Raw genomic sequence first — 24,819 nt, forward strand, 5'->3', positions numbered from 1 at the left:
TCGAATATCCATCATGGTCCGAATAGCCCGGTGCAAACCGGGCTATTCCTCTTTAAAACCTTCCCCGTGCACGTCATTGACATCATTAATGATAATAAACGCCCGGGGGTCCAAGGATTTGGCGATTCCCGTAAGGCGGCGAATCTCCTGCCTCGATACGACGCAGTATACCATATGCTTGGCTTGCATGGAGTAAGCGCCGATAGCCGGGATCAGCGTGACCCCGCGATCCATCTCGGTAGATATGCGATTTGCGATATCAGGCGCCCGGTCACTGATGATGGTGAAGGCTTTGGCGGCATAAGCCCCTTCCTGTATGAAATCGATCACCTTGGAAGCGATGAATACGGCGACCAGGGTATACAATATGCGCTCGAGCGGGATAAAGAATAAGGATAGACCGATAATCAAAATATCGAGGGATAAAATGATCTGGCCCATGCTGAACCCGAATTTCCGGTTGATGATTCTGGCAATGATGTCGGAGCCGCCAGTCGTCCCGCCGAACCGGAAAACGATGCCGAGCCCGGCCCCCAATGTCACCCCTGCATAAAGCGCAGCCAGAATATAATCATACTCGGTGTGAAAAGGCACGACATATCCGCGGTCGATCAGTAATTCGAACAGCCACAGAAACAGGGTTAAGGATGCGATGCCGAGACCTGTATAGACAGACTGGCGTTTTCCGAGTATTTTCATTCCGACCAGGAACAGCGGGATATTCAATGCCATGGTTGAAAGGGACGGCGATATGTTAAAGGCGTAATTTAGCAGTACGGTAATGCCGGTGACCCCACCCTCCATGAGTTCATTCGGAATGATGAAATACAGCAGTCCGAATGCGTATATGGCAGAACCGGCGATGATCGGAATGATCGTTTGCAACTGATGGAGCAACTTGGACGTTTTCATAAGACCCCTCGCATTTCCAATAGTGGATATTTCGGAATGTCTGCAGATTGCTTCACACCTGTCTAGTATGCGCCGATATGGTTTCAGCAATAAAAAATTATTTGTTTTCAAATCCGCTTTACGATAACATAGGTTTAAAACCAATCGCTCGTATGAGAGAAGACTGCCCCAGCTTGAAGGTTGCAAGCTGAGGCTGAGTGTGCAGTGAAGGGAGTTAAGAGTCTTGGGAAAATCAATGGCTGAAATGCAGCAGGAAGTCGATCGATACATATCACAATTCAAGGAAGGTTATTTCAGTCCTTTATCCATGATGGCCCGAATGTCGGAAGAGGTGGGGGAACTCGCCCGAGAAGTTAATCATCAGTTCGGCGAGAAGCCGAAAAAAATGGATGAAGCGGAAAATTCCATCGAAATGGAGCTTGGAGATATATTGTTTATTACGATCTGTTTTGCCAATTCCCTCGGCATCGATCTCGCGGAAGCGCATGATAAAGTGATGCATAAATTTTCTACGCGCGATGCCGATCGTTGGACGAAAATAAACACCGATTAGGCAGCTGCTACATATGCTGTACCAAACCCGCTGTGGGGAGGGACAGCCCGTGAAACCTGAAAGTTATATACAAAAAGCATATCGATGCATACTTCAAAATGATTTCGAAGAAGCGTTGCGTTGGTTTGAGCAAGCGATCATCGCGAATCCGGGAGATGCCGAAGTGCATTATCGGTGCTCCATTACCTACGGCAGAAGCAACAAGCTGGAGATGGCGATTACGCATGCGGAGGAAGCCGTCAGGCTGCAGCCGGACAAACCGGAATATGCTCTTCATTTACAGCATATCAAGGCTGCGGAGCTGGTGCAGCGAGCAAGAAAAATGGTGGAAAACCGCAAGGATGTGACCAAGGCTGAATTGTATCAAGCCGTGGGACATCTCAAATCAGCCGTAGCCATGGACCCTTTGTACGCTCAGGCTTATGTATGGCTTGCTCTTGTTTACAGTGAACTCGATGAGCATGCGCTCGCCATTACCACGCTTAAAGAGGTAATTTCGTTGTACCCGCAGGAGAGCGGGCTGCAGCATATTATGGAGGAACTCAAACAGCGCTTGAAATCATATATGCAGGATACAGCATCGGATGGAAAGTGAGGATATGTAACATGGCAAACAAATGGACAGTTGCGGTCGTCGGTGCCGGCGGCCGTATGGGTAAAGAAGTAGTGAAGCTTGTATTGGGCGACGAGGAACTGGAACTGGTTGCTGCCGTCGGCTTGTCGGATGCGGGAGCCGATGCAGGAACGCTGGTGGGTCTGCCTGCCTGCGGCATTACGGTGACATCGGATCTGGAGATGGCGCTTGTCGAATCCAAACCGGACGTCATGGTTGATTTTACGGCGCCTCAATTTGCATACAGCAATACGGCGTTGGCCATCAAGCACGGCGTTCGCCCGATCATGGGCACGACCGGCTTTACGCCGGAGCAAATCGAAGAGCTGGACAAGCAATGTACGGAACAGAACATCGGCGGATTGATCGCGCCGAACTTTTCCATCGGAGCCATTCTGATGATGAAATTTGCTGCCCAGGCCGCCAAATATTTGCCTCACGTTGAAATTATCGAAACCCATGGCGACCAGAAGCTGGATGCTCCGTCCGGAACATCGATCAAAACAGCGGAAATGATTGCCGCGAACCGCGAGGAGATTCGTCAAGGCAATCCGAAGGAAGAGGAAGTCATTGAAGGTGCAAGGGGCGGATATTACAACGGCTTCCGAATTCACAGCGTTCGTCTGCCGGGCGTCTTTGCCCAGCAGGAGGTCATATTTGGCGGTTACGGTCAAAGCCTGAAGATCCGACATGATTCGTATGAACGTGCAGCTTATATGCCGGGCGTGAAAATGGCTATAGAGAAGGTAATGGGCTACACCGGTTTGGTCTACGGATTTGATCATTTTATTGACTAACATAGGGGAGAAATTACTATGAATATTGCATTTATCGCGCATGACCGCAAAAAAGAGGAAATGGTCAATTTCGTTATCGCTTATGAAAATGTATTCGAAGATCATAAATTATACTCGACTGGAACGACGGGAACCCGGATTATGGAGCAAACCCAACTCAGCATTCACCGTTTTGCTTCGGGACCGCTGGGCGGCGATCAGCAGATCGGAGCTCTTGTGGCGGACAATGAGATGGACCTGATTATTTTTCTTCGGGATCCGTTGATGGCACAGCCTCATGAACCGGACATCAATGCACTCCTCCGTTTGTGCGACGTGCAGGGAATACCGCTTGCTACCAATGTGGCGACGGCTGAGATTCTCGTCAAGGCGCTGGACCGCGGCGATTTTGCATGGCGCGAACTCGTTCATAAATATAAACCGGGTGTGGATAGCTGATGAACACCAAACTGGACATATTAATCTTCGGAGCTCATGCAGACGATGCCGAGATCGGAATGGCAGGAACGATTGCAAAGCATACGGCAGTTGGACTGTCGGTCGGGATCTGCGATCTCACGCAGGCGGAAATGTCGTCGAACGGCACCGTCGCTCTTCGCAAGCAGGAGGCAGAGCAAGCTGCCGGTATTTTGGATCTCAAGGCCCGAACGAATCTGGGGCTGCCGGATCGCGGTTTGTTCGTGACGCCGGAGCATATTGAAAGGGTCACGGCCGAGATTCGCAAGTTTTCTCCTTCTATTGTATTTGCTCCCTACTGGGAGGATCGCCATCCGGACCATGTCGCTTGCAGCCGGTTGGTTGAGGAAGCGGTATTCAATGCCAAGCTTCGCCGATACATGCCCGAGCAGCCGCCGGTTAAGGTGGACGAGCTTTATTTTTATTTCATAAACGATATCGGAAGAACGGATTTGGTCGTTGACGTTACGGAGCAATACGGCGTTAAGGAGCAGGCCTTGTCTTGTTACCGTTCCCAGTTCGAGAAGGCTGAAGAAGATGCAGTCTCAACCCCGTTGACCGAGGGGTACATCGAGCGTGTGCGGGCCAGGGATTCACTGCTTGGAGCGCGCAGGCTTATTCCTTATGCAGAGGGCTTTGCTTGTAAAAGTCCGTATGTTGTTCATCTATTCGGCCCCAAGCAGGCATAATATATAGAGGCGTACATAAAGGAGGCCTGACATGAATCAGCAACCATTAAAAATCGGCATTACCTGTTACCCATCGCTCGGCGGGTCAGGAGTCGTGGCGACCGAGCTGGGCAAACTCCTCGCGGAGCAAGGCCACCAGGTTCATTTTATCGCTCACAGCATTCCGTTCCGATTGGGAACTTTCCATAAAAATATTTTTTATCATGAAGTAGAAGTAAACGACTATTATGTGTTTCGTTATCCCCCATATGACCTGTCGCTGGCGACCAAAATGGCTCAGGTGGCAAAAATGCAGCAGCTTGACGTGCTTCATGTGCACTATGCCGTGCCGCATGCTGTATGTGCCTTCTTGGCCAAGCAGATGGTCGGAGATCAGCTGAAAGTCGTTACGACGCTCCACGGAACCGATATTACGGTGCTGGCGCAGGACGAGTCGCTGAAGGATTTGATCCGGCTAGCCATTAATGAAAGTGATGCCGTTACCGCCGTTTCTCAGGATCTTATTCGTGAGACGCGGGAGCTGCTGGATATAAGCCGTGACATCGACCTTACCTATAATTTCGTGGATCCGCGGGTGTATTATCCGCGGGATTCGAGATCGCTGCGTAAGGATTATGCCGATCCAAACGAAAAAATCATGATGCATATTTCCAACTTCCGTCCCGTCAAACGGGTAGGCGACGTATTGGAAATATTCGCCCAGGTGCAGGAGCAGGTACCCTCGAAACTGCTATTAGTAGGGGAAGGGCCGGAGCTTCCGAAGATCCAATGCCGGATCAATGAGCTGGGGCTTGGCAGCAAGGTGCATTTTCTCGGCAAACAAGACGAGATTGCCCATGTGATCTCGATGGCGGACGTGCTTCTGCTCCCATCCGAGAAAGAAAGCTTTGGCTTGGTCGCCCTGGAAGCAATGGCGTGCGGAGTACCAACGGTCGGATCGACGGCAGGCGGCATTCCCGAGCTGGTTACCCATGGGGAAACCGGGTATCTGGCTCCAATCGGAGACACGCATTCGATGGCTCAGCATGTGCTGGATATATGTAAGGATGAAGCCCTCAGCGAACGGCTGCGCAAGGCATGCCTGCAGCGTTCCAAAACGATGTTCTGCAATGAATTGATACGGGGCAAGTACGAGGAAATCTATTACCGAGTATTGGGACGGGAGGTTAGCGAGCTGAAGCCGGTTTGCGGTTAAGCTCGACCCTCTCGTTGTTTTTCGGATAAAAGGAACGGGAAACTATGGCAGATAAGTATAATTCGATTCGATGGCGCAACGCGGACCCGGACATGGCCGAGCGGAGTGCGGATGTGATCCGCACTCTGCTTCGGCATGGGCATGAAGCGTATTGGGTCGGAGGCTGTGTCCGTGATGAATACATGGGGCGCAGGGTCAGCGACATGGATATTACCACCGCCGCCTTGCCGGAAGTCACCTGTTCCGTCTTCCCCAAAGTAATTCCTACAGGAATCAAGCACGGAACCGTGACGGTGCTGATGGAAGGCCAGTCTTTTGAAGTGACGACATATCGGGTGGAGAGCGGTTATGAGGACCATCGTCATCCGACGGAGGTCGCTTTCGTCGGGGAAGTGAAGGAAGATTTGAGGCGGCGCGACTTCACCATGAACGCAATGGCCAGAGGAATTGACGGTTCCTGGGTTGACCCGTTCGGCGGACGAGAGGATATTGACCGGAAGGTGATTCGCTGCGTGGGCGATGCCCGTCTTCGATTTCGCGAAGACGCCCTGCGCATGGTGCGCTGCATCCGCTTTGCCTCTGTGTTCGGTTTCTCCATCGCACTCCGTACATGGAGAGGGATCCTCTCAGAGAGAGACACCTTAGGATGGATTGCGATGGAACGCATCCGCAGTGAATTCGAGAAAATTCTGGCTGGGCCGTCCCCGCTGCGCGGATTGGAGATGTTTGTCCGCAGCGGACTGCATTCCCGGATGAAAGCGCCCTTTCCCTATACCACGCATGATAGGAAGACGATCGAAGCCATGGAGCGGATTGAACCGGATCACGCGACGATCCGTTGGTCCTTGCTCCTGCTCGCATGCGGCATTACAGCTCAGGAAGCAGAGGAGCTCCTGCGGTCATGGACGTTTTCCAATAAGCAGCGGGAATCCATCGTGAAACTGCTCTCGCTGCATGAATCCTATCTGCAGCAACCGAATGCGGGCGATGCCGAAAGCAGCAGGCTCAAGTGGATCGGACTAGTCCTTGCCCATGGGGTCGAGACAGCCCAAGGATGGCTTGAAATGCAAACGGCTTTGCATCACACGGGAGCGTCTTCTGCTCCGCTGACCTTCATCCGGCAGCTTGACGTGTGGCTGCAGGATCTCCGGATCCGCAGCTTGAAGGATTTGGCCATCACCGGCAGCGAATTGCTTGAGACGCTGGGCAGACGCGGAGGCCCGTGGCTTGGGGAACTTCTCGGGCTGCTGCTGGGGAAAGCGGCGGCAGGTTTGATTAACAACGATAAGGAATCGTTGATTGAAGAAGCAAAGCGGGTGGTAATTCATAATGAAGGATCATGATCAAGACAACGCACTTCTGAGAATGTTCCAGGAGAATGCCGGTCAGTTTCTGTCCGGGGAAGAGATTAGCCGAAAATTGTCCATCAGCCGGACGGCCGTATGGAAGCAGATCAATAAGCTTCGGAATGCAGGGTATGATTTCGAGGCCGTTCCGCGGCTTGGCTACCGCATGCTGGACGAGCCGGACCGACTGAGCTGGGATCAACTGACAGCGGGCATGACCAGTCGGTACTTCGGCAAATCGATCAAGCTGTTGGACAAAACGGCGTCAACTCAGGAGGATGCCCGGCAGTTGGCAGAAGAAGGGGCAGCCGAAGGCACGCTTGTCATCTCGGAAGAGCAGACGGGGGGGCGGGGCAGAATGGGAAGGAAATTTCATTCCCCGAGAGGCAAAGGCATATGGATGAGCCTGGTGCTCAGACCGAAGCAGCCGCTGCATCTAACCCAGCAGCTTACCTTATTGACAGGCGTGGCGGTATGCCGTGCCATCGCTAAATCCGCCGGCGTGCAAACCGACATCAAATGGCCGAACGATATTCTGTATCAGGGCAAAAAGGTTTGCGGCATTCTGCTGGAGTCTGCAACCGAAGATGAAAGAGTACGCTACTGCATTGCCGGCATCGGAATCAGCGCGAATCTGAAAGAAGCGGATTTTCCAGAGGAATTGCGGAACGTTGCGACGTCGATTCGCATCGCCGGCGGGAAAACCGTCAACCGGACATCGCTGATCCAGTCCATCATGTCGGAGATGGAGGTTTTATACGAATTGTACAACGAGGAGGGCTTCGAGCCCGTAGCCTCGCTCTGGGAAGCTTTATCCGGTACGGTGGGCCGCGAGGTTCAAGTACAGACGGCCCGTGACCGTTTTAGCGGGATTGCGACGGGACTCAACCAGGATGGCGCTCTGCTGGTCCGCAACCAGCATGATGAACTCGTTCCCGTGTATTCAGGCGATATTCTTTTTAATACCAGGTAAATGAAACATGGTGAAATCGGAGCTGGAATTTGATATACTACAACTATAGAGGCGGTATCGCCATGAGCGAATTGCACTCTGCAGCAAGTGGGAATTATGATTTAGAACACCTTCATAACTGTTATGCCGGTTACGTTGGATTCTGCTCTGAGCCGAAAGGACCGAGACAGAAGGGACGATCGCGAGTGACTCTTTTTTGCCTTTCGGACTTTTTAGCAAGTACGTGCTAAAAGGTTTTTTTTATTGTGTCTAACTACATCACACAGGGAGGCTGTGTCACAATGGCAGGCAAACAACCACTGAACATCGTGAAATTGAAGAACATGAAGAAGAAGGGCGTACCGATCACGATGCTGACCGCGTACGATTATCCTTCCGCCAAGCTGGCGGAAGAAGCGGATATTGATATGATACTGGTGGGCGATTCCCTCGGCAACGTTGTGCTGGGTTATAACTCCACGATTCCCGTCACGCTGGACGACATGGTGTACCACACGCGCGCCGTCGCTCGCGGAGCCGAGGATACGTTCATCGTAGCGGATATGCCGTTCATGACTTATCATGGAGGCATCGATGAAAGCTTGCGCGGCGTGCGGCGATTGATGCAGGAAGGTCATGCGCATGCCGTGAAAATGGAGGGCGGCGAAGAAATCGCCGATACCGTAAAACGGATCGTACAATCCGGGGTCCCGGTGCTGGGCCATATCGGGCTGACGCCTCAGTCGGTAAACCAGATCGGCGGCTACCGGATTCAAGGCAAGGATGCCCAAGATGCCAAGCGGCTCATGAACGATGCGAAGGCGCTTGAAGCGGCCGGCGCATTTGCTATCGTGTTGGAACTGGTTACGGAAGAAACGGCTGCTGACATATCCAAAGCGCTGAGCATCCCGACCATTGGCATCGGCGCCGGTCGTTATTGTGACGGCCAGGTGCTGGTATTCCATGATATATTGAAATACGCATCCCCTTATCGGGACAAACGCTTCGTGAAAACCTACGCCGATGTCGGCTCCGTTATCCGCGAGGGTATCACGCAGTATGTGAAGGAAGTGAAGGACCGCGCATTCCCGGCCGAGGAGCATGTGTTCAAGACGGAGAACAATGCCGGTTCCGAAACGACAACGGCATTATATGGAAGCCAGAAGGAAAAGGTGGGCACGACATCATGAAAGTGATTCGCAGCATTGCGGATTTAAGATCAGAGCTTCGGGACCGGCTGGAATCCGGCAGAGGCCCGGTAGGCCTCGTGCCTACGATGGGATATTTGCATGAAGGACACGCCAGCCTGATGCGGAAGGCGCGGGAAATGTCAGGTACGGTTGTCATCAGTATCTTTGTCAATCCGATTCAGTTCGGACCGGGCGAGGATTATGAAACTTACCCACGGGATGAAGCGCGTGACCTGGCGTTGGCGGAATCCGAAGGGGTGGACGTGGTATTCATTCCTGCGGTTGAGGAAATGTATCCTCAGCCGACCAAAACCAAAATTGCCGTAGCGGAAATTACGTCATTGTTGTGCGGGGCCTCCCGCCCCGGACATTTCGACGGTGTCACCACGGTTGTTAATAAATTGTTCAATATCGTAAAGCCTGACTATGCCTTCTTCGGGATGAAGGATGCACAGCAGGTGGCCGTCATAGAGCAAATGGTACGGGATTTGAATATGGATGTGACCATCGTGCCATGTCCGATCATTCGCGAATCCGACGGCCTTGCCCTAAGCTCGCGCAACGTGTATCTGAAGCCGGAAGAGCGGGAACAGGCCCTTGTGCTGTCGGGCTCGCTGCGGACGGCTCAGGAGGCAATCCGGCAGGGACAAGCGACGACGGCAGGAGAGATCCGCGCTCATCTTCGGGATTATATATCCCGCTCTCCGCTCGCTGATATTGATTACGCGGAATTGCTCACCTTCCCGGAGCTCGCGCCCGTGGAAGATTCATACCGCATTGTGGATGAAGACAGAACCGTCATCATGGCGCTGGCCGTGCGTTTTGGCCGTACCCGTCTCATTGACAATGCATTACTTCAACCAAAAGTAGGGGGATCCCATGTTTAGAACGATGATGAAATCCAAAATCCACCGCGCAACGGTGACGGAAGCCAATCTGAACTATGTGGGCAGCATTACCATTGATGAGAATCTAATGGAGGCTGCAGACCTTCTGGAGAATGAAAAAGTTCAAATCGTGAACAATAACAATGGCGCCCGTCTGGAAACGTACGTGATCAAAGGCGAGCGCGGCAGCGGCGTCATCTGCTTGAATGGGGCAGCCGCACGGCTCGTACAGCCCGGCGACAACGTCATTATCATTTCTTATGCCATGATGTCCAAAGAGGAATACGACCATCACACCCCGACGGTCGTGATCGTCGACGAGTCGAATAAGCCGGTTACGACGGAGTATCGCGAAGTTCACGCCGCCATTCTCTGAAGAACCAAAATGTGTCGGGACCCTAAAGGGATGAAAAGACCGTCTTCTACAGAAAATGAGTTCAGGTCGACGCACTGATCTCATTTTTCCGCTAAGGGTGGGATGCAGCTATGTTTCAACATGTATTCGCCGAAATGAACAACATGTTAGATGAAATTGTGAAGCATTACCCTTCTGCTCAAGGTCCCCAAAAACAGGCGCTGGTACAAAACTGGAACATGCTCAAAAGCATGAGCGAGGGCATTATCGAGGAGTGGCTGCATTTTGAAGAAAAAATGGCCATCTTCCGCGAGAGTGCAGCGTCACCTCCGGTTTTTCCGCCGACCGAAGCGCCTGAATTGCAGCTGGATGCGTTCGTTCGCGGTCAAGGTTACTACAAGCTGTTGATGTTCCAGCCGGCCATACAGCAGTTTGAGGCAGCCGCTGCGGTATTTCCGGACAGCCTTCTGATCAAGTTGTACATTGCCATGTCCCATCTGTATTTGGGGCAAACCGCCCAAGCATCCGACGTATTGATCTCCATCCTGCCCCTGGCTGACAACAGAAAGCTTCGGGCGATGATCTACAATGCGCTTGGATGCATCGAGGTGTTGAATGGACAGCAAGCAAAGGCCGAGGAACATTTTGCACTGGCGATTCATAGCGATCCGACGCTTCCCGACCCCATGATCAACCTGGAGGTCTGCAAGCAGAATCGCGGTGAGCTCCAGTACGGCAGCCAATTGATCTCTTTGCTGTAGAAATCAAGCCACAACAAGAAGCGATGCCAGAGCTCACCTTGAGACTTTGGCATCGCTTTTTGCGTACGGGAGCGGTACAGAAAGCCGGGGGATTTTTTACCCGGAATGTTCAAAACCCGCAACTTCTGGTATGCTGTTAATTAGTCTGGAGGAAAGGGATTTTATCGAAATGAAATTTGCCGTATTGGATTTTGAAACCACGGGCAACCAGTCTGCAGATGAAATCATTCAGGTTGGACTGGCCATCATCGAAGAGGATCGAAGCATATCCCGCGTATACGGCACCTATGTCAATCCCGGGATTCCGATCCCTCCTTTTATTACCGGTTTGACCGGCATTTCCGACAGTGATGTAGCGGATGCTCCGTCATTGGAAGAAATGATGATGGAGCTTGTGCCCATGCTCGACGATGTCGTATTGGTTGGACATAACGTCGCTTTTGATTTTAACTTTTTGCAAAACGCGCTCGATCGCTGCGGCTATTTACCGTTCAGCGGCCGTATTCTAGATACGATGCACTTCTTAAAAATATGCTTTCCCTCGCTCCCGTCCTACCAGCTCGGGATGGTCTCTTCTCATTTCGGCCTGGAGCATGACCGTCCGCACCAGGCGGACAGCGATGCGCTTGCCACAGCCTATGCGCTGCTGAAATGTTTGGAGGAGATCGACGAGCTTCCGCTGCTCACCATTCAGCGTTTAAGCGACCTGTTTGCCGACGAGGACAGCGACTTGGCCTGGTTCTTTGACGGCATTCGTTCCGACAGGGAGCTCCAAGCCGTACAAGCGGGAGACACCCATACGTACTACCGCCAGTTTGCCTTGGCGGTGGATGATTGGAACGATATAGCACCTGTCAGGGATGAGACGGAGCCTAACCCCTTGGCCGATGTAAGCTTCGAGCAATACATGAACGATGTCCGTGAACGCCTGAAGGAAACGCTGCCTCATTATGAGAGCAGGGATGCCCAGGACATGATGTTCCAGGAAGTGATGCAGGCGCTGGATGACAATAAACATCTATTGATCGAAGCAGGCACGGGAACCGGCAAATCCCTTGGATATTTGCTGCCGTCGATCTATCAAAGCGTGAAGCAGGAACAGAAGGTTATGGTGAGCACGCATACGATCAACCTTCAAGAACAGCTGCGTGACCGGGATATTCCCCTGCTCACCCAGGTTGTTCCTTTTCCTTTTAAGGCGGCCATTTTCAAGGGCAGGGGACATTATTTGTGTTTGAGAAAATTTGAACATAAAATAAATAGAAGAGATTTTCATTCCCCGAAGGAAGACGTAATCACTGCGGCCCAGATGCTGGTCTGGCTGACCCAGACGGAGAACGGGGATGACGAAGAGCTAAACCTAGGCGGACGCGGAGGGGATTTTTGGGAGACCATCTCCAGCGATTCGGATTCTTGCCTCGGACGCGCCTGCCCTTGGTTCCGCAAATGCTACTATCACAGGGCCAAGCATGAAGCAGGCATCGCGGATGTCGTCATTACGAACCATTCGAAGCTGTTCACCGACGTGAAGGCGAATCATCAGCTGCTGCCAAGCTATGAGCGCCTCGTCATCGACGAAGCGCATCATCTTGAGGATGTCGCCGGCAAGCACCTTGGCTTGCAAATGAAGTATTTTTCGGTGGTCCATACCTTGACCCGCATGTACAAAGACAGCCGAAGCGGGCAGCTCCCGGCTCTGCGCCAGCTGCTGCAAGCTTCGCCGCACGAGAAGGCTGTCGAATGGTCTTCCGTCATCGACCGTTTGTATCCGGACCTGATTACCGCAAAAGAGAACTGGGATCGGCTCAGCGATCAATTGTTCGGACTGCTTCCGGAACGCGGAGACGCTTCTCCGGGAGATGCCGGCCAATTCTCGCTCCGCCTGTCGCCGCTTAAGAAGCCGAAGGATTGGGATTCGATGGCCGAGCTGGAGCATCAAATTCATCTGACGCTGGGCGATGTCGTGCGCAAGGGCGATAAGCTGATCGCCGAAATGAAGGAAGATTTGGATGACTACAGCGCGGACAGCCTGTTAACCGACCTTTCGGGCCTGTTTAAGGACCTTGCCGCGCATCGTGAAGACCTGCGATCCTTCATGGCCCTGAACGATGAGGGCACGGTATACTGGATGGAGGCGAACGGCAATTTCCGCAGCAAATCGCTGCAGCTGTATGCCGTGCCCGTCGACGTGAGCGCTCATTTGAAGGAATTGTTTTTTGACAAGAAACAAAGCGTGATTCTGACATCGGCGACCTTGTCGGTGGACAAATCGTTTCAGTTCATGATCGAGAACCTGGGTCTTCAGGAAGCGGCTGAAGCGGGGAACCTGAACACGGTTCAGCTCCCGTCCCCGTTTAATTATAGGGAACAGGCCCTTCTTGTCGTGCCGCGCGATTTTCCGAGCGTGAAGGGATCGGTCGGGGATGCACTCTTTGTGAATACGCTCGTGAAGTCTTTGGCCGATACGGCCGTCGCTACACATGGCCGCATGCTCGTCCTGTTCACTTCGTACCGGATGCTGCGCCAGGTGCACGAGCCGCTGAAAGAAGCGCTGGCATCAAGCGACATCACGGTATTGGGACAAGGTATGGACGGAACCAGCCGTACCAAGTTAATCCGAAGATTTCAGGACAACAGCGCTTCCGTGCTGCTGGGCACCAGCTCCTTCTGGGAAGGGGTAGACATCCCGGGTGAGGCGCTGACTTGTCTAGCCATCGTCCGGCTGCCGTTCCAGCCGCCGAATCACCCCTTGGTCGAAGCCAAGAGCGAACTGCTGCAGCAGCAGAAGAAGAATCCCTTCATGAAGCTTTCGGTTCCGCAAGCGGTCATTCGTTTCAAACAGGGGTTTGGGCGTCTGGTGAGAACAGCACAAGATAAAGGGATCGTGATCGTGTACGATACCCGGGTCATTGAATCCTATTACGGGAAGTATTTCTTATATTCCTTGCCGGGGCCGAAGATGGAGCACATGCCGACAGAGGGGATCGTTCCCCGAATTTCGGAATGGCTGCAGGAAGAGGCAAGCGCGGGAAACCAAGCTGAATAAAGTGAAACCAAGCACGATCAACAAAAAAAGATGTAGTTATTAGCCTATTATTAGGGGGAGCATGCATGAAATCGGAAAAAATTTCGGAAGCCGTGGTCCGCAGATTACCTGTATACTTGCGCTATTTGAATGAGCTTCAGAAGAGGGAGGTTTCCACGGTTTCCTCCCAGGAGCTGGGACAGAAGCTGGACCTCAATCCTGCTCAAATTCGTAAGGACCTGGCGTATTTCGGTGATTTTGGACGGAAAGGGATCGGATATGATGTTTCTTATCTGATCGAGAAGATTCGCCAGATTCTGAAGCTGGACCAGAAGATCAATGTCGCATTGGTCGGGGCCGGTAATCTTGGACATGCATTATCGAATTACAATGCATTCCTGAAGGATAATATGAAGATTGTGGCGATTTTCGATTCGTATTCTCCCAAAGTTGGCATGAAAATTAACAATTTGGTCGTACAGCCGATGGAAGAGCTGGAGAAGACGGTTCATGAGCACGGCATTCGAATCGGAATTATCACCGTTCCGGATTTCGAAGCGCAGAACGTAGCGAATCAGCTTATCGCCTCAGGGATCGAGGCGATTCTGAACTTTGCGCCAACCATCCTGAAAGCCCCAGCCCATATCCGGATTCATACGGCTGATTTTACAACGGATTTGCAAAGTTTGGCCTATTATTTGGATAACGGCAAGGAGGATGCAGCACATGACAACAACGAAGTGGATGGTTAAGAACGGAACGTTTGCTGTACTGGAGGAAGACCGATCCGTGCTTCGCGGATACATGGTGGTTGAGAACGACAGGATCACGTACCTGGGCGAAGAGGAGCCCGTCGTGGAAGAGGGAACAGAGATTATCGACGGAACCCATCTGTTCTTCCTGCCTGGATTGGTGAACACGCATGGACATGCCGCCATGTCGCTTCTCCGCGGTTATGGCGACGATCTGGCGCTGCAGGTATGGCTTCAGGAAAAAATGTGGCCGATGGAAGCCAAATTCACGTCAGACGACGTATATTGGGGCACATCGCTCTCCGTGCTGGAGATGATCAAGGGCGGAACCACGACGTTTGTCGATATGTATGACCATATGGATCAGGTCGCGAAGGTTGTCCAGGACTCGGGAATGCGCGGTGTCCTGACGCGCGGCGTAATCGGTTTATGCCCGCCCGAGGTACAGCAGCAGAAGCTGGATGAGGCGGTGGCATTCGCGAAGGATTGGCATGGCAAGGCTGACGGCAGAATTACGACGATGATCTCGCCGCACGCGCCTTATACCTGCCCGCCGGATTTCATCGAAAAATTCGTTCAAGCATCCCATGACTTGAACCTGCCTTTGCATACCCATATGTCCGAAACGGAAACCGAAGTGGCTCAGAATGTTAAGGATTACGGACTTCGCCCCGTTGCCCATTTGGAGAAGCTGGGCATGTTCTCCCGTCCTACGCTTCTTGCGCATGCCGTTCATCTGACCGATGAAGAAATCGAAGTCTTGGCCAAGCATCAAGTAGCCGTATCGCATAATCCCGGAAGCAATTTGAAGCTTGCCAGCGGAGTCGCCCGCGTACCTGCGCTGCTGAAAGCCGGCGTAACGGTGTCGCTCGGTACCGACGGACCTGCTAGCAACAATAACCTGGATATGTTCGAAGAGATGCGGCTGGCTGCCCTGATCCATAAAGGAGTAAGCGGGGATCCGACGGCCATTCCGGCCTCCGAAGCGCTTCGAATGGGTACGGAGTACGGAGCCAAGTCCGCTTTCCTTGAGGATATCGGTACGCTCGCGGTAGGGATGAAAGCCGATATGATCGCATTGAATACGGATCAGGCGCATTTCCTTCCGCGGACCGACTATATTTCTCACGCGATCTACTCTGCCAGCGCGAAGGATGTAGAGCATGTATGGGTTGACGGCAAGCAGGTGGTGAAGAATGGCGCGAGCCTTACTCTCGACGAGGAACGCATCCGCCGGGAAGCGCAGCGTGCATTTGAGCGTCTTACAACCCTCTAGGGAATAATCAAGGGGAGCGAGGAAGACGGATTTGAAGAAAAAAACGAAGTGGATACTGCTGAGCGTGTCCGGCGTCCTGCTACTATTGCTTGGCCTACAGCTCTATTATTCCTATGTTATGAAAGATACGTGGAATGAAGAAAGAATGGCGATCCTTGCAGCGAAACAGCATGGCCAATTGGTCTCGTCCGACAAGACCTATAAATCGGTATGGGGCGAGGACAATAACTATTGGGTGGTCAGCGGGAAAGATAAAGACAACCAAGACCGCATGGTCTGGGTGAAGTTTACGGACGATAACGTTCCTGTTGAAGGGGCAGATGCCGTTCAGTCCGTGTTATTGAATACGGGCATGTCAGAGGCCGTGATGCGGGACCAGATCCGTAACGAAATGCCGGGTGCGGTCATCAAGCGATTGCTGCCGGGAATGTATGAAGGCGAGTATGCCTGGCAGCTGCAGTATGAAAACAACGGTCAGCGCGGCTACAGATTCTATCGTTTTCAAGACGGAAACGCCATCGGAAATGATATTATTCTTCCTAATCAATAATAAAACAAATGAAAGGCGTCCCCTTATAGGGATGCCTCTTTGGCACATAAATATGTAAGCGCATACAGAAATGAATTGGTAAAACTGTTCTAAATATTTTCACAGACAAGCATGAAAAAGTATATAAGATGTGATATACTCGTACTTGTACGAATTAAGCAGATCAATTACATGCGTCACTATATATCGTTGTTATATGTATTATTGTGCTGCAATTGCTATACAAAATTTCATATCGAAATTGAAGGAGGAACTTCATGAAACTGCGCATTGTACCTATCATGCTGACTGTCGTGATCTCAGCATCGGTCCTCTTTGGCGGTTGGTTTCTGTATCGGCAGATGGCTTTGCAGAATCCGCTCGCAACTGTTGTGTCACAATACGATGGCGTGAAAAGTTCTCATATAGATATTAAACAGGATACCGTGACTTTGAATCTTGATTTGGCTCCGGATGCGAATTTACAAGGTTTGGTTCAGCATATTAAGCAGGAAGGCAAGTCCGTGATCGGCAAGCGGGAATTGAGAATCCAGGTGGAGGACCATTCCTCGGAAGCATTGGATCAATGGTGGGAGCAAGCGATGCTGTCGGTTGCCGAAGCGATGGACAATAAGCAGTATACCGATATTCAATCATCGCTCGAGCAGCTGGCTGCCCAGTCACCGAATTTGAAAGCAAAAGCAACGATCGACGACACCAATGTCTATGTCAGCTTGTCGGACGGCAAGTCTGGTAAATTTATAATCTTGCCGCGTCAACCTGGCAAAATGGAGGTGTGGAATCATGCCTAAATTAGCAAAAGAAATTATCTTAGGCTTCATTCCGGTTTTGTTGGTATTCCTTGTGTTTGTCGGCGTGAACATCGTGCCTCTCTTAATAGCGACAGGACTCGTAGGCGGCTTGCTGTTTATAGCCAAGATGAAGGGCGGCATCGCGGTTGGTGCCGGAAATGAGCGAAAGCGGAAGAAGAGCGGCCCGGCCAAGCTGACGTTCGAGGAAATCGGCGGGCAGGATAACGCTAAGCAGGAGCTGCGGGAAGCATTGGATTTTCTGATTCGTCACGAAGATATTAAGAAATTCGGCATTCGTCCATTGAAGGGGATTCTTCTCACAGGGCCTCCGGGAACAGGGAAGACCTTGATGGCCAAGGCCGCTGCCCATTATACCGATTCTATCTTTGTCGCTGCTTCAGGCAGTGAATTCGTGGAGATGTATGTCGGCGTCGGTGCAGGGCGTATCCGGGATTTGTTCAAGGATGCCCGCAACCGCGCGGCCAAAGAAAACAAGCAAAATGCCATCATCTTCATCGATGAGATCGACGTCATCGGCGGTAAACGTGAAGGCGGCCAACAGCGAGAGTACGACCAGACGCTGAATCAGCTCCTGACCGAAATGGACGGCATCTATTCGCAGGAAACGCCTCGCATTCTGGTGATCGCCGCAACGAACCGTAAAGAGATGCTGGACAGCGCGCTGCTGCGTCCAGGACGATTCGACCGCCATATTCAAGTGGATCTGCCTGATAAGAAGGGCCGGACGCATATCTTGAATCTGCATGCGGGCAATAAGCCGCTGCATCAAGATGTCGACTTGGAGAAAATAGCAGAGGAAGCTTACGGCTTCTCGGGTGCACAGCTGGAGAGCGTCATGAACGAAGCCGCCATCTATACGATGCGCGAGAACGAACAATTTATCCATCAGCGTCATCTGTCCATGGCGATTGACAAGGTAATGATGGGCGAGCGTTCCGACCGTGAATCGAATTTGGAAGAGAAAAAACGTGTTGCCATCCATGAATTGGGACATGCTATCATGGCAGAGCTGGTGCGCCCAGGCAGCGTGAAGCAAGTCGCGCTCAGCCCGCGCGGCAAGGCGCTTGGCTATGTTCGCCATAATCCGCAGCAGGAACAGTATTTATACACAAAAACCTTCCTGGAAGAGCAGATTATGATCGCTCTTGGCGGCGCGGCCGCCGAAGAGATCTATTACGGTGGCCGAAGCACGGGCTCCAGCAATGATTTCGAGCAGTCTCTGAACATCGTGGAGACGATGATGAAGTCGGGTCTGACGTCGCTGGGTATCGTTAACATGAACATGGTTACTACCGAAGAGCTGATGAAAGAGAACAATGTGATATTGGAAGAGCTAATGAACCGCACCAAGACGCTCTTGGAACAGAAACGGCCGATATTCGACAATTCTCTTGACATCCTGTTGAAGGAAGAAATTCTCTCGGGAGAACAATTTCGTTGTCAATTTCGTGAAAACGCGCTTTTACCAGCATAAATTGTTATGCTGGTTATTTTTTTTTACTTTTTTGTCGTGCTAAGATATTATTATACTTTGTGCTCTAAAATGTATTTTTCGACAAATGGGGTACAATTAAAGTATAGAGATAAGGAAAGGGTGGAGTAGAAACCATGTACTTCAAAAAAATCGGCGTTGTAGGCGGCGGGACCATGGGGCAGGGCATTGCGGAGATGCTGGCAGCCAAGGGCCTTGACGTACTGCTCGTAGAGAAAACTCCAGAGAAACTGGACTATTCATACCGAATGATCGAGACCAGTCTAGATAAACAACTGGAGAAATGGGGAATTACCCAGGCTGAGAAGAAACTGATCCTGACCCGGATTCAAAAAGTAACTCATTTTGCGGAGCTTAGCACCTGCGATATGGTGATTGAGACGATCATAGAGGACTTGGATGCAAAGAAAGAAGTATTTACACAGTTGGATCAAGTTTGTCCGAGCCACGTAATATTAGCAAGTAATACATCCACGCTTAGTTTGACGGAGCTCGCCAGCTCCACCAAATATCCTGAGCGTGTTATTGGCATGCACTTCATACATCCCGTTTCCAAGGTCGACCTCGTTGAAATCATTCGCGGCCTGAAGACTTCAGATCATACGTTTAACGAAACCAAACGCTTTGTAGAGGAAGTTTCGGATAAAAAGGGGATCATGGTCTATGAATCTCCAGGTTTCGTCACCACCCGCATGATCACGCTCATGATCAACGAAGCGATGCATCTCCTGCAAGAAGGCGTAGCCTCGGCGGAAGATATCGACGACGCCATGAGAATCGGATATAACTTCCAGCACGGACCGCTGGAGATGGCCGACCGTTTCGGCCTGGATTCCATTCTCGCCGCGCTGGAGCGCATGTTCCGCGAGTACGGCGAACTGAAATACCGTCCATCGATTGTCTTAAAGAAATTGGTTCGCGCAGGACAACTGGGCGTTAAAACCGGAGAAGGCTTTTTCAAGTACGACAAGGATGGTGACCGGGTATGAATATTCTCGTAATTAATGCAGGCAGTTCTTCGCTGAAGTATCAACTGTACGACATGACGGATGAATCCGTGCTGGCTAAAGGATTGGTTGAGCGGATCGGCATGGATTCCTCGATTCTGACGCATAAACCGACGGGAAAACAGGACGTAACGGAAGTCAGCGAAATTCTGGAGCATACTACCGCGATCCGCAAAGTGCTTGGGATGCTGACGAACGAGGAGCACGGTGTGATCGATTCCATCGAAAGCATTCAGGCCGTAGGGCATCGCGTGGTGCATGGCGGGGAATCTTTTAAAGAATCCGCTCTCGTAGACAGTGACGCCAAAGCGGAAATCCGCCGCTTGTTCGATCTGGCTCCGCTTCACAATCCGGCCTCGATGATGGGGATCAAAGCCGCAGAAACCAATATGCCTGGCGTTCCGCAGGTCGTTGTGTTTGATACGGCGTTCCATCAGACCATGCCTGAGAAATCGTACCTGTACGCTATTCCGAGAGTACTTTATAATAAGTATAAAGTACGTCGTTACGGTGCGCACGGTACTTCCCATGCCTATGTCAGCCAGGCAGCGGCAGAATTTCTGAACCGTCCGCTGGAGGATCTGAAGATCATCACCTGCCATATCGGCAACGGGGCTTCCCTCACAGCGGTAAAGGGCGGCAAGTCCATCGATACCTCCATGGGCATGACGCCGCTGGAAGGGCTCATGATGGGTACGCGCAGCGGTGATTTGGATCCTGCGATCGTGCCGTTTGTCATGAACAAGGAAGAGCTGACCGTCAACGAAGTGAACTCCATGCTGAACAAGCACAGCGGATTGCTGGCGATTTCCGGAATCAGCAGCGATATGCGCGAGATCACGGAAGGCATGGAAAAAGGCGATCCGAACTCCACATTAGCTTTTGAAATGTACGAGTATCGTGTCCGTAAATACATCGGTTCTTATGCTGCCGCCATGAATGGCGTGGATGTCATCGTATTTACGGCGGGCGTCGGCGAGAATTCGATCGTTCTTCGTCAAAGAGTGCTTGAGCAGCTTACCTATCTCGGAGTAGAATTGGATGAGGAGCTGAACAGCATTCGATCAGGCGAGCCGCGTCGTATTTCCGCGGCGAACTCGAAGGTTGAGGTACTCGTGGTCCCTACCAATGAAGAATTGGTTATTGCTCGGGATACGCATCGTATCGTTCAAGCTTCCAACCGTTAAATAGTAGTGATATAAGGGAGAGATTTATGCATGGCCACCAAAAGTGTGATTCGTAACGTCAACCAGCATGTCGGCGAGACCGTCACGATCGGCGCCTGGATCAACAACAAGCGTTCCAGCGGGAAGATTCAATTCCTGCAGCTTCGCGACGGCTCCGGCTATATCCAGGGCGTTGTAGTGAAGAGCGAAGTATCCGAACAGGTATGGGAAGACGCGAAAAGCCTGACACAAGAAAGCTCTTTGTATGTGACGGGTGTTATACGTGAAGAGCCGCGGAGCCAATCGGGTTATGAGATGACGGTTACCGGCATTGAAATTATACATCTTACGGAAAACTATCCGATTACGCCTAAAGAGCACGGTGTCGATTATTTGATGGACCATCGTCATCTGTGGCTTCGTACGCAGAAACAACGTGCGATTATGGTGATCCGTGCAGAAATTATCCGTGCCGTTCAAGAGTACTTTGATACCAACGGCTTTACGCTGGTGGATCCGCCGATTTTGACCCCAACTTCTGCGGAAGGCACAACCAATCTGTTCCACACGAAATATTTTGATGAAGATGCCTATTTGACCCAGAGCGGACAGCTGTACATGGAAGCTGCTGCCATGGCACTCGGCAAGGTATACTCCTTCGGGCCGACATTCCGCGCCGAGAAGTCCAAAACCCGCCGTCACCTCATCGAGTTCTGGATGATTGAGCCTGAGATGGCCTTCACGGACCATGAGGAGAGCCTTCAGGTGCAGGAGCAGTTCATCAGCCATGTGGTGCAATCCGTCGTTAAAAACTGCCGTCAGGAGCTTGAAACGATCGGTCGCGACATATCGAAGCTGGAGGCAATCCAGGCGCCGTTCCCGCGTATTACGTACGATGAGGCGATTGAATTCCTGCACACGCAGGATTTTGATATTCCTTGGGGCGAGGATTTCGGCGCGCCGCACGAAACGGCCATTGCCGAGAAGTATGACAAGCCGGTCCTCATTACCCATTATCCGGCAGGCATCAAGGCTTTCTACATGAAACCGGATCCGAATCGTCCAGAGGTCGTGCTGTGCGCGGATATGATCGCGCCGGAAGGTTACGGCGAGATTATCGGAGGATCGCAGCGGATTGACGATCCACAGCTGCTCGAAGAGCGCTTCAAAGAGCATGATCTTTCGATGGAAACTTATCAATGGTATATGGATTTGCGTAAATACGGCACCGTGCCTCATTCCGGATTCGGCTTAGGCCTTGAGCGTACCGTTGCGTGGATTTGCGGCTTGGATCATGTTCGTGAAACGATTCCGTTCCCACGGACCCTGTACCGGATGTACCCGTAAGCCGTGAGAGGTGAGTCCATGGACCACGGCAACGCGGATACCGGCATGAACGGTTGGACGGCCGGCGCCGCTGCCGGCATGAGCCAAGGGATGGCGATCATTCCATATGCCCTGCTCCGGCATTACCGGTCACTTGGTTTAAGCGATCGCGAAGCGATGCTGGTCATCCATTTGATCGGGTATCAGCAGGTGGAGTTTAAGACGTTTCCTTCGCTGGAGGAGCTTGCGGAGGTGACGGGCTCTCCAGCCGCCTTCATCGCTGCAAGCCTGCAGCGCCTAATGAAGGTAGGACTGATCGGCATAGATGAATATGTCGACGAGGGCCAGGGAATTCATTATGAGCGGTACAATCTGAACGGATTGTATGAGAAGCTTGCTGCGTGTCTGGCCCAAGAGGGCAGGGACAAAAGCCCTGAAGCAGCCAAGTTTGCTTCACCTCTGTTGAATGCCCGTCCAGCTTCCGGCAAAACAGCTGCATCGGAGAAACCGGCTCCTGAGAAGGAAGAGCGGAATTTGTTCACCATTTTCGAAAAGGAATTCGGACGTCCGCTATCGCCGATGGAGCTGGAGACAATCTCCGGCTGGGTCGACGCGGACCGCTACCCGGACGAGTTGATCCTGTTAGCGCTAAAAGAGGCGGTATTCGCGGGCAAACTGCATTTCCGCTACATTGACCGGATCCTGCTCGAATGGAGCCGCAACCGGGTGCGTACCGCACAGGATGCCAAAGCCTATACGCAGAAATTCAGAAATATCGGAAGATAGCTCAGAAGCACGTCCATGAAGGACGTGCTTTTTTTGTATGTGATGGATGGAAATATTCCGTTTCCAAGCGATCTGACTCATGATGGAAAATGCGGTCTTATACGAATAAAACTTGCAAAATACAGAAACTAGCTGTCCCTTTTTTCCGCTGTCATGTGTTATAAATCATGAAGGCATCTTCAGTGGATGATTTGCTGATGAGAGGGGGGAGTGACGAAAGTGAGCATTCAACCGACGAAGCCAGAGATGAAGGAATTGGACATCGAGGTAACCATAGAACGGGTGTTAAACGGGGATCGGCAAGCTTTTGTACATATCGTTGAAGCATTTCAACAGCAGATTTTCATGTATTGCTGGAGACTGCTGAACCAGCGGCAGGATGCGGAGGATGCCGTACAGGAAATCATGGTGAAGGCTTACCAGAAACTCGAGACGTATAAGCCAGAGACCTCATTTTCTGCTTGGCTGTATAAGATGGCTTATCACCATTGTCTGAACACCAAGAGATCAATGATTTGAAGAGAGAGATTCATGGAAAGGAAACCTTACTTGAATTTCACGCAGGTTCGTTACATATGGGGGATCTGGGTGTATTTCGAGAGGAAGCGGGTAAGCGCGGAATGCCTGACATCCATATTCCCTCCCGGATATTAAAAGAGTATTCGTTTCATGAAGGAACCCTTTCCTTTACCCCCGATCTTTCCGATTTGTTTCAGGGGGGAGAGCCGACAAAAGCTTATTACGATATTCAAAATGAGTTGATTCGGAAGGCGGAAGAATCGACGGGAAGCAAAAGAATTTTCGTTAAGGAGATAAAACCGCCCAGCGCGGGCTCAATTTCGCTATCCTACGTAAAAGGCAGCGACATGGAAACCTCGATCAGCGTAATAGCAACCAAGCGAAGCGCCATGAACTCCAAGCAGGAGATTCATTATGCCGATAAGGACCATGTCGAAAAGGTTCTGGCAGGTGGACACGAGATGATATACGTTCGATACGCAGACGCCTATTTTAATCAAGGCCTGGCTTGGGTGGATGAGGCTCAAGATCTTTATTACCATATCGCATTGAACAGCAAAGCGAAGCTAACAAAAGAGAACATGATAGAAATCGCAGAGCGCTTTATTAACTAACGACCGTTTCAGATCCTGATTAGCAGGAGAACCTTTCCGGATTATCGAATGCATATAGTTGCAGCATCGGCCGGAGGGGGAGATGGAGATGAGATACAAGGCCATTATTTTTGATCTGGACAACACGTTGCTAGACTACAGTCAGAGCGAAAAGAAATGCATGCAGCAGGCGCTGGAGTTATACCGTCTGCATGAGGATTTGACGTGGGATGAGTTCTGGGGGACATTCGGACCGATCAATTTTAATTACTGGATGAACCGAATTCAGCATAATCACGACATTAGGCAGGTGTTGGAGCACTCCTTCACGGACACGTTCCTTGGATTGAAGCGGGAATTTAACCAGTGCCGGGAGATCTCGGAAACATACTGGGGGTTATTTTGCAGTTCCCCCCATTTGGAGCCGCATGCCGATCTTATACTGGAGCACCTGCACGGCAATTTTGCGCTCGGTGTGATTTCCAACGGCATTGGTGAAGCACAGCGCAAACGTCTTGCGGCAGGAGGCTTGTTTCATTATTTTGATTCCTTCATCATTTCGGATGAAGTAAAGTACTGGAAGCCGGATCCGCATATCTTTAAGCTTGCTTTGCAGGAATTAGCGGTTGACTCAAGCGAGGTGCTGTACATAGGGGATTCGCTTACGGATGATTATGAAGGAGCAGCGAATGCAGGAATTGATTTTTGTTATTATAATCGCAGGGGCACCCCTTTAAGCGACCGTCATCGGCCTGCTTATATGATCAAGGATCTTATGGAGCTCAAGGATCTGACTTAGGAATCATGAA

The 24,819-nt window shown here is 51.4% G+C and carries 26 protein-coding genes; 25 read left to right on the forward strand and 1 reads right to left on the reverse strand.

What is annotated here, in order from left to right:
- Positions 1-42: 42 nt before the first annotated feature.
- Positions 43-912, reverse strand: coding sequence for a YitT family protein (locus M1D70_RS11435; RefSeq protein WP_456289888.1), 870 nt, complete (start codon positions 910-912; stop codon positions 43-45).
- A gap of 223 nt (positions 913-1,135) precedes the next feature.
- Between M1D70_RS11435 and M1D70_RS11440 the strand changes: the two genes are divergently transcribed.
- The 25 genes from M1D70_RS11440 (at position 1,136) to M1D70_RS11560 (ending at position 24,809) form a co-directional block, all read left to right on the forward strand.
- On the forward strand, positions 1,136-1,465 hold the full coding sequence (locus M1D70_RS11440) for a nucleotide pyrophosphohydrolase (protein WP_009595193.1): 330 nt from the start codon (positions 1,136-1,138) through the stop codon (positions 1,463-1,465).
- 49 nt (positions 1,466-1,514) lie between these two features.
- Positions 1,515-2,060 carry a tetratricopeptide repeat protein gene (locus M1D70_RS11445; protein ID WP_009595137.1) on the forward strand — a complete coding sequence of 182 codons (546 nt, stop codon included), beginning with the start codon at positions 1,515-1,517 and terminating at the stop codon, positions 2,058-2,060.
- Between the two features lie 11 nt (positions 2,061-2,071).
- A complete protein-coding gene (gene dapB, locus M1D70_RS11450; protein ID WP_009595251.1) occupies positions 2,072-2,875 on the forward strand; it encodes a 4-hydroxy-tetrahydrodipicolinate reductase in 804 nt (267 codons plus the stop codon).
- Between the two features lie 18 nt (positions 2,876-2,893).
- Entirely contained in the window at positions 2,894-3,313 is a 420-nt protein-coding gene (mgsA, locus tag M1D70_RS11455) for a methylglyoxal synthase (RefSeq protein WP_009595198.1), read from the forward strand.
- A complete protein-coding gene (bshB1, locus tag M1D70_RS11460) occupies positions 3,313-4,020 on the forward strand; it encodes a bacillithiol biosynthesis deacetylase BshB1 (RefSeq protein ID WP_456289889.1) in 708 nt (235 codons plus the stop codon). Before mgsA ends, bshB1 begins: the two co-directional genes overlap by 1 nt.
- Before the next feature lie 31 nt (positions 4,021-4,051).
- Positions 4,052-5,215, forward strand: a complete 1,164-nt coding sequence (gene bshA, locus M1D70_RS11465; RefSeq protein ID WP_009595219.1) for an N-acetyl-alpha-D-glucosaminyl L-malate synthase BshA — start codon at positions 4,052-4,054, stop codon at positions 5,213-5,215.
- Positions 5,216-5,259: 44 nt separating this feature from the next.
- Complete coding sequence (locus M1D70_RS11470) at positions 5,260-6,558, forward strand: CCA tRNA nucleotidyltransferase (RefSeq protein WP_456289890.1); 1,299 nt, start codon at positions 5,260-5,262, stop codon at positions 6,556-6,558.
- Positions 6,545-7,534: a biotin--[acetyl-CoA-carboxylase] ligase gene (locus tag M1D70_RS11475; RefSeq protein ID WP_456289891.1), complete on the forward strand. Its 990-nt coding sequence runs from the start codon at positions 6,545-6,547 to the stop codon at positions 7,532-7,534. Before M1D70_RS11470 ends, M1D70_RS11475 begins: the two co-directional genes overlap by 14 nt.
- 281 nt (positions 7,535-7,815) lie before the next feature.
- Entirely contained in the window at positions 7,816-8,703 is an 888-nt protein-coding gene (gene panB, locus M1D70_RS11480) for a 3-methyl-2-oxobutanoate hydroxymethyltransferase (protein ID WP_456289892.1), read from the forward strand.
- Positions 8,700-9,590, forward strand: a complete 891-nt coding sequence (gene panC, locus M1D70_RS11485; protein ID WP_145035569.1) for a pantoate--beta-alanine ligase — start codon at positions 8,700-8,702, stop codon at positions 9,588-9,590. The genes panB and panC overlap by 4 nt, the downstream gene beginning before the upstream one ends.
- Positions 9,583-9,966: an aspartate 1-decarboxylase gene (gene panD / locus M1D70_RS11490; protein WP_009595228.1), complete on the forward strand. Its 384-nt coding sequence runs from the start codon at positions 9,583-9,585 to the stop codon at positions 9,964-9,966. The genes panC and panD overlap by 8 nt, the downstream gene beginning before the upstream one ends.
- A 134-nt stretch (positions 9,967-10,100) precedes the next feature.
- Positions 10,101-10,706: a hypothetical protein gene (locus M1D70_RS11495; protein ID WP_341283258.1), complete on the forward strand. Its 606-nt coding sequence runs from the start codon at positions 10,101-10,103 to the stop codon at positions 10,704-10,706.
- A gap of 169 nt (positions 10,707-10,875) precedes the next feature.
- A complete protein-coding gene (gene dinG / locus M1D70_RS11500; protein WP_036673793.1) occupies positions 10,876-13,752 on the forward strand; it encodes an ATP-dependent DNA helicase DinG in 2,877 nt (958 codons plus the stop codon).
- A 65-nt stretch (positions 13,753-13,817) separates the two neighbouring features.
- On the forward strand, positions 13,818-14,483 hold the full coding sequence (locus tag M1D70_RS11505) for a redox-sensing transcriptional repressor Rex (RefSeq protein ID WP_009595150.1): 666 nt from the start codon (positions 13,818-13,820) through the stop codon (positions 14,481-14,483).
- On the forward strand, positions 14,458-15,759 hold the full coding sequence (locus M1D70_RS11510; RefSeq protein ID WP_433939269.1) for an amidohydrolase family protein: 1,302 nt from the start codon (positions 14,458-14,460) through the stop codon (positions 15,757-15,759). The genes M1D70_RS11505 and M1D70_RS11510 overlap by 26 nt, the downstream gene beginning before the upstream one ends.
- A gap of 31 nt (positions 15,760-15,790) precedes the next feature.
- Positions 15,791-16,309: a cell wall elongation regulator TseB-like domain-containing protein gene (locus M1D70_RS11515; protein ID WP_009595138.1), complete on the forward strand. Its 519-nt coding sequence runs from the start codon at positions 15,791-15,793 to the stop codon at positions 16,307-16,309.
- Between the two features lie 257 nt (positions 16,310-16,566).
- The gene (locus M1D70_RS11520; RefSeq protein ID WP_009595224.1) at positions 16,567-17,100 is read left to right on the forward strand and encodes a hypothetical protein; all 534 of its coding nucleotides are present in this window, start codon (positions 16,567-16,569) and stop codon (positions 17,098-17,100) included.
- On the forward strand, positions 17,093-18,595 hold the full coding sequence (locus tag M1D70_RS11525) for an AAA family ATPase (RefSeq protein WP_456289893.1): 1,503 nt from the start codon (positions 17,093-17,095) through the stop codon (positions 18,593-18,595). The genes M1D70_RS11520 and M1D70_RS11525 overlap by 8 nt, the downstream gene beginning before the upstream one ends.
- Positions 18,596-18,729: 134 nt before the next feature.
- Positions 18,730-19,602: a 3-hydroxyacyl-CoA dehydrogenase family protein gene (locus M1D70_RS11530; RefSeq protein ID WP_009595114.1), complete on the forward strand. Its 873-nt coding sequence runs from the start codon at positions 18,730-18,732 to the stop codon at positions 19,600-19,602.
- Entirely contained in the window at positions 19,599-20,807 is a 1,209-nt protein-coding gene (locus M1D70_RS11535; protein ID WP_433939271.1) for an acetate/propionate family kinase, read from the forward strand. The genes M1D70_RS11530 and M1D70_RS11535 overlap by 4 nt, the downstream gene beginning before the upstream one ends.
- A 30-nt stretch (positions 20,808-20,837) precedes the next feature.
- Positions 20,838-22,133, forward strand: coding sequence for an asparagine--tRNA ligase (gene asnS, locus M1D70_RS11540; RefSeq protein ID WP_456289894.1), 1,296 nt, complete (start codon positions 20,838-20,840; stop codon positions 22,131-22,133).
- Between the two features lie 18 nt (positions 22,134-22,151).
- A complete protein-coding gene (locus M1D70_RS11545) occupies positions 22,152-22,898 on the forward strand; it encodes a DnaD domain-containing protein (RefSeq protein WP_009595106.1) in 747 nt (248 codons plus the stop codon).
- A gap of 219 nt (positions 22,899-23,117) precedes the next feature.
- Positions 23,118-23,417 carry an RNA polymerase sigma factor gene (locus M1D70_RS11550; RefSeq protein ID WP_456289895.1) on the forward strand — a complete coding sequence of 100 codons (300 nt, stop codon included), beginning with the start codon at positions 23,118-23,120 and terminating at the stop codon, positions 23,415-23,417.
- Positions 23,414-24,031, forward strand: coding sequence for a DUF4367 domain-containing protein (locus M1D70_RS11555; protein ID WP_456289896.1), 618 nt, complete (start codon positions 23,414-23,416; stop codon positions 24,029-24,031). Before M1D70_RS11550 ends, M1D70_RS11555 begins: the two co-directional genes overlap by 4 nt.
- Positions 24,032-24,119: 88 nt before the next feature.
- Entirely contained in the window at positions 24,120-24,809 is a 690-nt protein-coding gene (locus tag M1D70_RS11560; RefSeq protein ID WP_254664123.1) for an HAD family hydrolase, read from the forward strand.
- The last annotated feature ends 10 nt before the right edge of the window (positions 24,810-24,819 follow it).

The sequence above is a fragment of the Paenibacillus sp. AK002 genome, assembly GCF_053903045.1.

Bases quoted from the DNA above. Each gene is read 5' to 3' on its own strand.
- panC (WP_145035569.1), top strand. From the start codon at position 8,700: ATGAAAGTGATTCGCAGCATTGCGGATTTAAGATCAGAGCTTCGGGAC.
- M1D70_RS11530 (WP_009595114.1), top strand. From the start codon at position 18,730: ATGTACTTCAAAAAAATCGGCGTTGTAGGCGGCGGGACCATGGGGCAG.
- panD (WP_009595228.1), top strand. From the start codon at position 9,583: ATGTTTAGAACGATGATGAAATCCAAAATCCACCGCGCAACGGTGACG.
- mgsA (WP_009595198.1), top strand. From the start codon at position 2,894: ATGAATATTGCATTTATCGCGCATGACCGCAAAAAAGAGGAAATGGTC.
- dapB (WP_009595251.1), top strand. From the start codon at position 2,072: ATGGCAAACAAATGGACAGTTGCGGTCGTCGGTGCCGGCGGCCGTATG.
- bshA (WP_009595219.1), top strand. From the start codon at position 4,052: ATGAATCAGCAACCATTAAAAATCGGCATTACCTGTTACCCATCGCTC.
- M1D70_RS11505 (WP_009595150.1), top strand. From the start codon at position 13,818: ATGAAATCGGAAAAAATTTCGGAAGCCGTGGTCCGCAGATTACCTGTA.
- M1D70_RS11535 (WP_433939271.1), top strand. From the start codon at position 19,599: ATGAATATTCTCGTAATTAATGCAGGCAGTTCTTCGCTGAAGTATCAA.
- M1D70_RS11560 (WP_254664123.1), top strand. From the start codon at position 24,120: ATGAGATACAAGGCCATTATTTTTGATCTGGACAACACGTTGCTAGAC.
- M1D70_RS11545 (WP_009595106.1), top strand. From the start codon at position 22,152: ATGGACCACGGCAACGCGGATACCGGCATGAACGGTTGGACGGCCGGC.
- asnS (WP_456289894.1), top strand. From the start codon at position 20,838: ATGGCCACCAAAAGTGTGATTCGTAACGTCAACCAGCATGTCGGCGAG.
- M1D70_RS11435 (WP_456289888.1), bottom strand. From the start codon at position 912: ATGAAAACGTCCAAGTTGCTCCATCAGTTGCAAACGATCATTCCGATC.
- M1D70_RS11510 (WP_433939269.1), top strand. From the start codon at position 14,458: ATGACAACAACGAAGTGGATGGTTAAGAACGGAACGTTTGCTGTACTG.
- M1D70_RS11495 (WP_341283258.1), top strand. From the start codon at position 10,101: ATGAACAACATGTTAGATGAAATTGTGAAGCATTACCCTTCTGCTCAA.
- dinG (WP_036673793.1), top strand. From the start codon at position 10,876: ATGAAATTTGCCGTATTGGATTTTGAAACCACGGGCAACCAGTCTGCA.
- bshB1 (WP_456289889.1), top strand. From the start codon at position 3,313: ATGAACACCAAACTGGACATATTAATCTTCGGAGCTCATGCAGACGAT.
- M1D70_RS11525 (WP_456289893.1), top strand. From the start codon at position 17,093: ATGCCTAAATTAGCAAAAGAAATTATCTTAGGCTTCATTCCGGTTTTG.
- M1D70_RS11475 (WP_456289891.1), top strand. From the start codon at position 6,545: ATGAAGGATCATGATCAAGACAACGCACTTCTGAGAATGTTCCAGGAG.
- M1D70_RS11470 (WP_456289890.1), top strand. From the start codon at position 5,260: ATGGCAGATAAGTATAATTCGATTCGATGGCGCAACGCGGACCCGGAC.
- M1D70_RS11520 (WP_009595224.1), top strand. From the start codon at position 16,567: ATGAAACTGCGCATTGTACCTATCATGCTGACTGTCGTGATCTCAGCA.
- panB (WP_456289892.1), top strand. From the start codon at position 7,816: ATGGCAGGCAAACAACCACTGAACATCGTGAAATTGAAGAACATGAAG.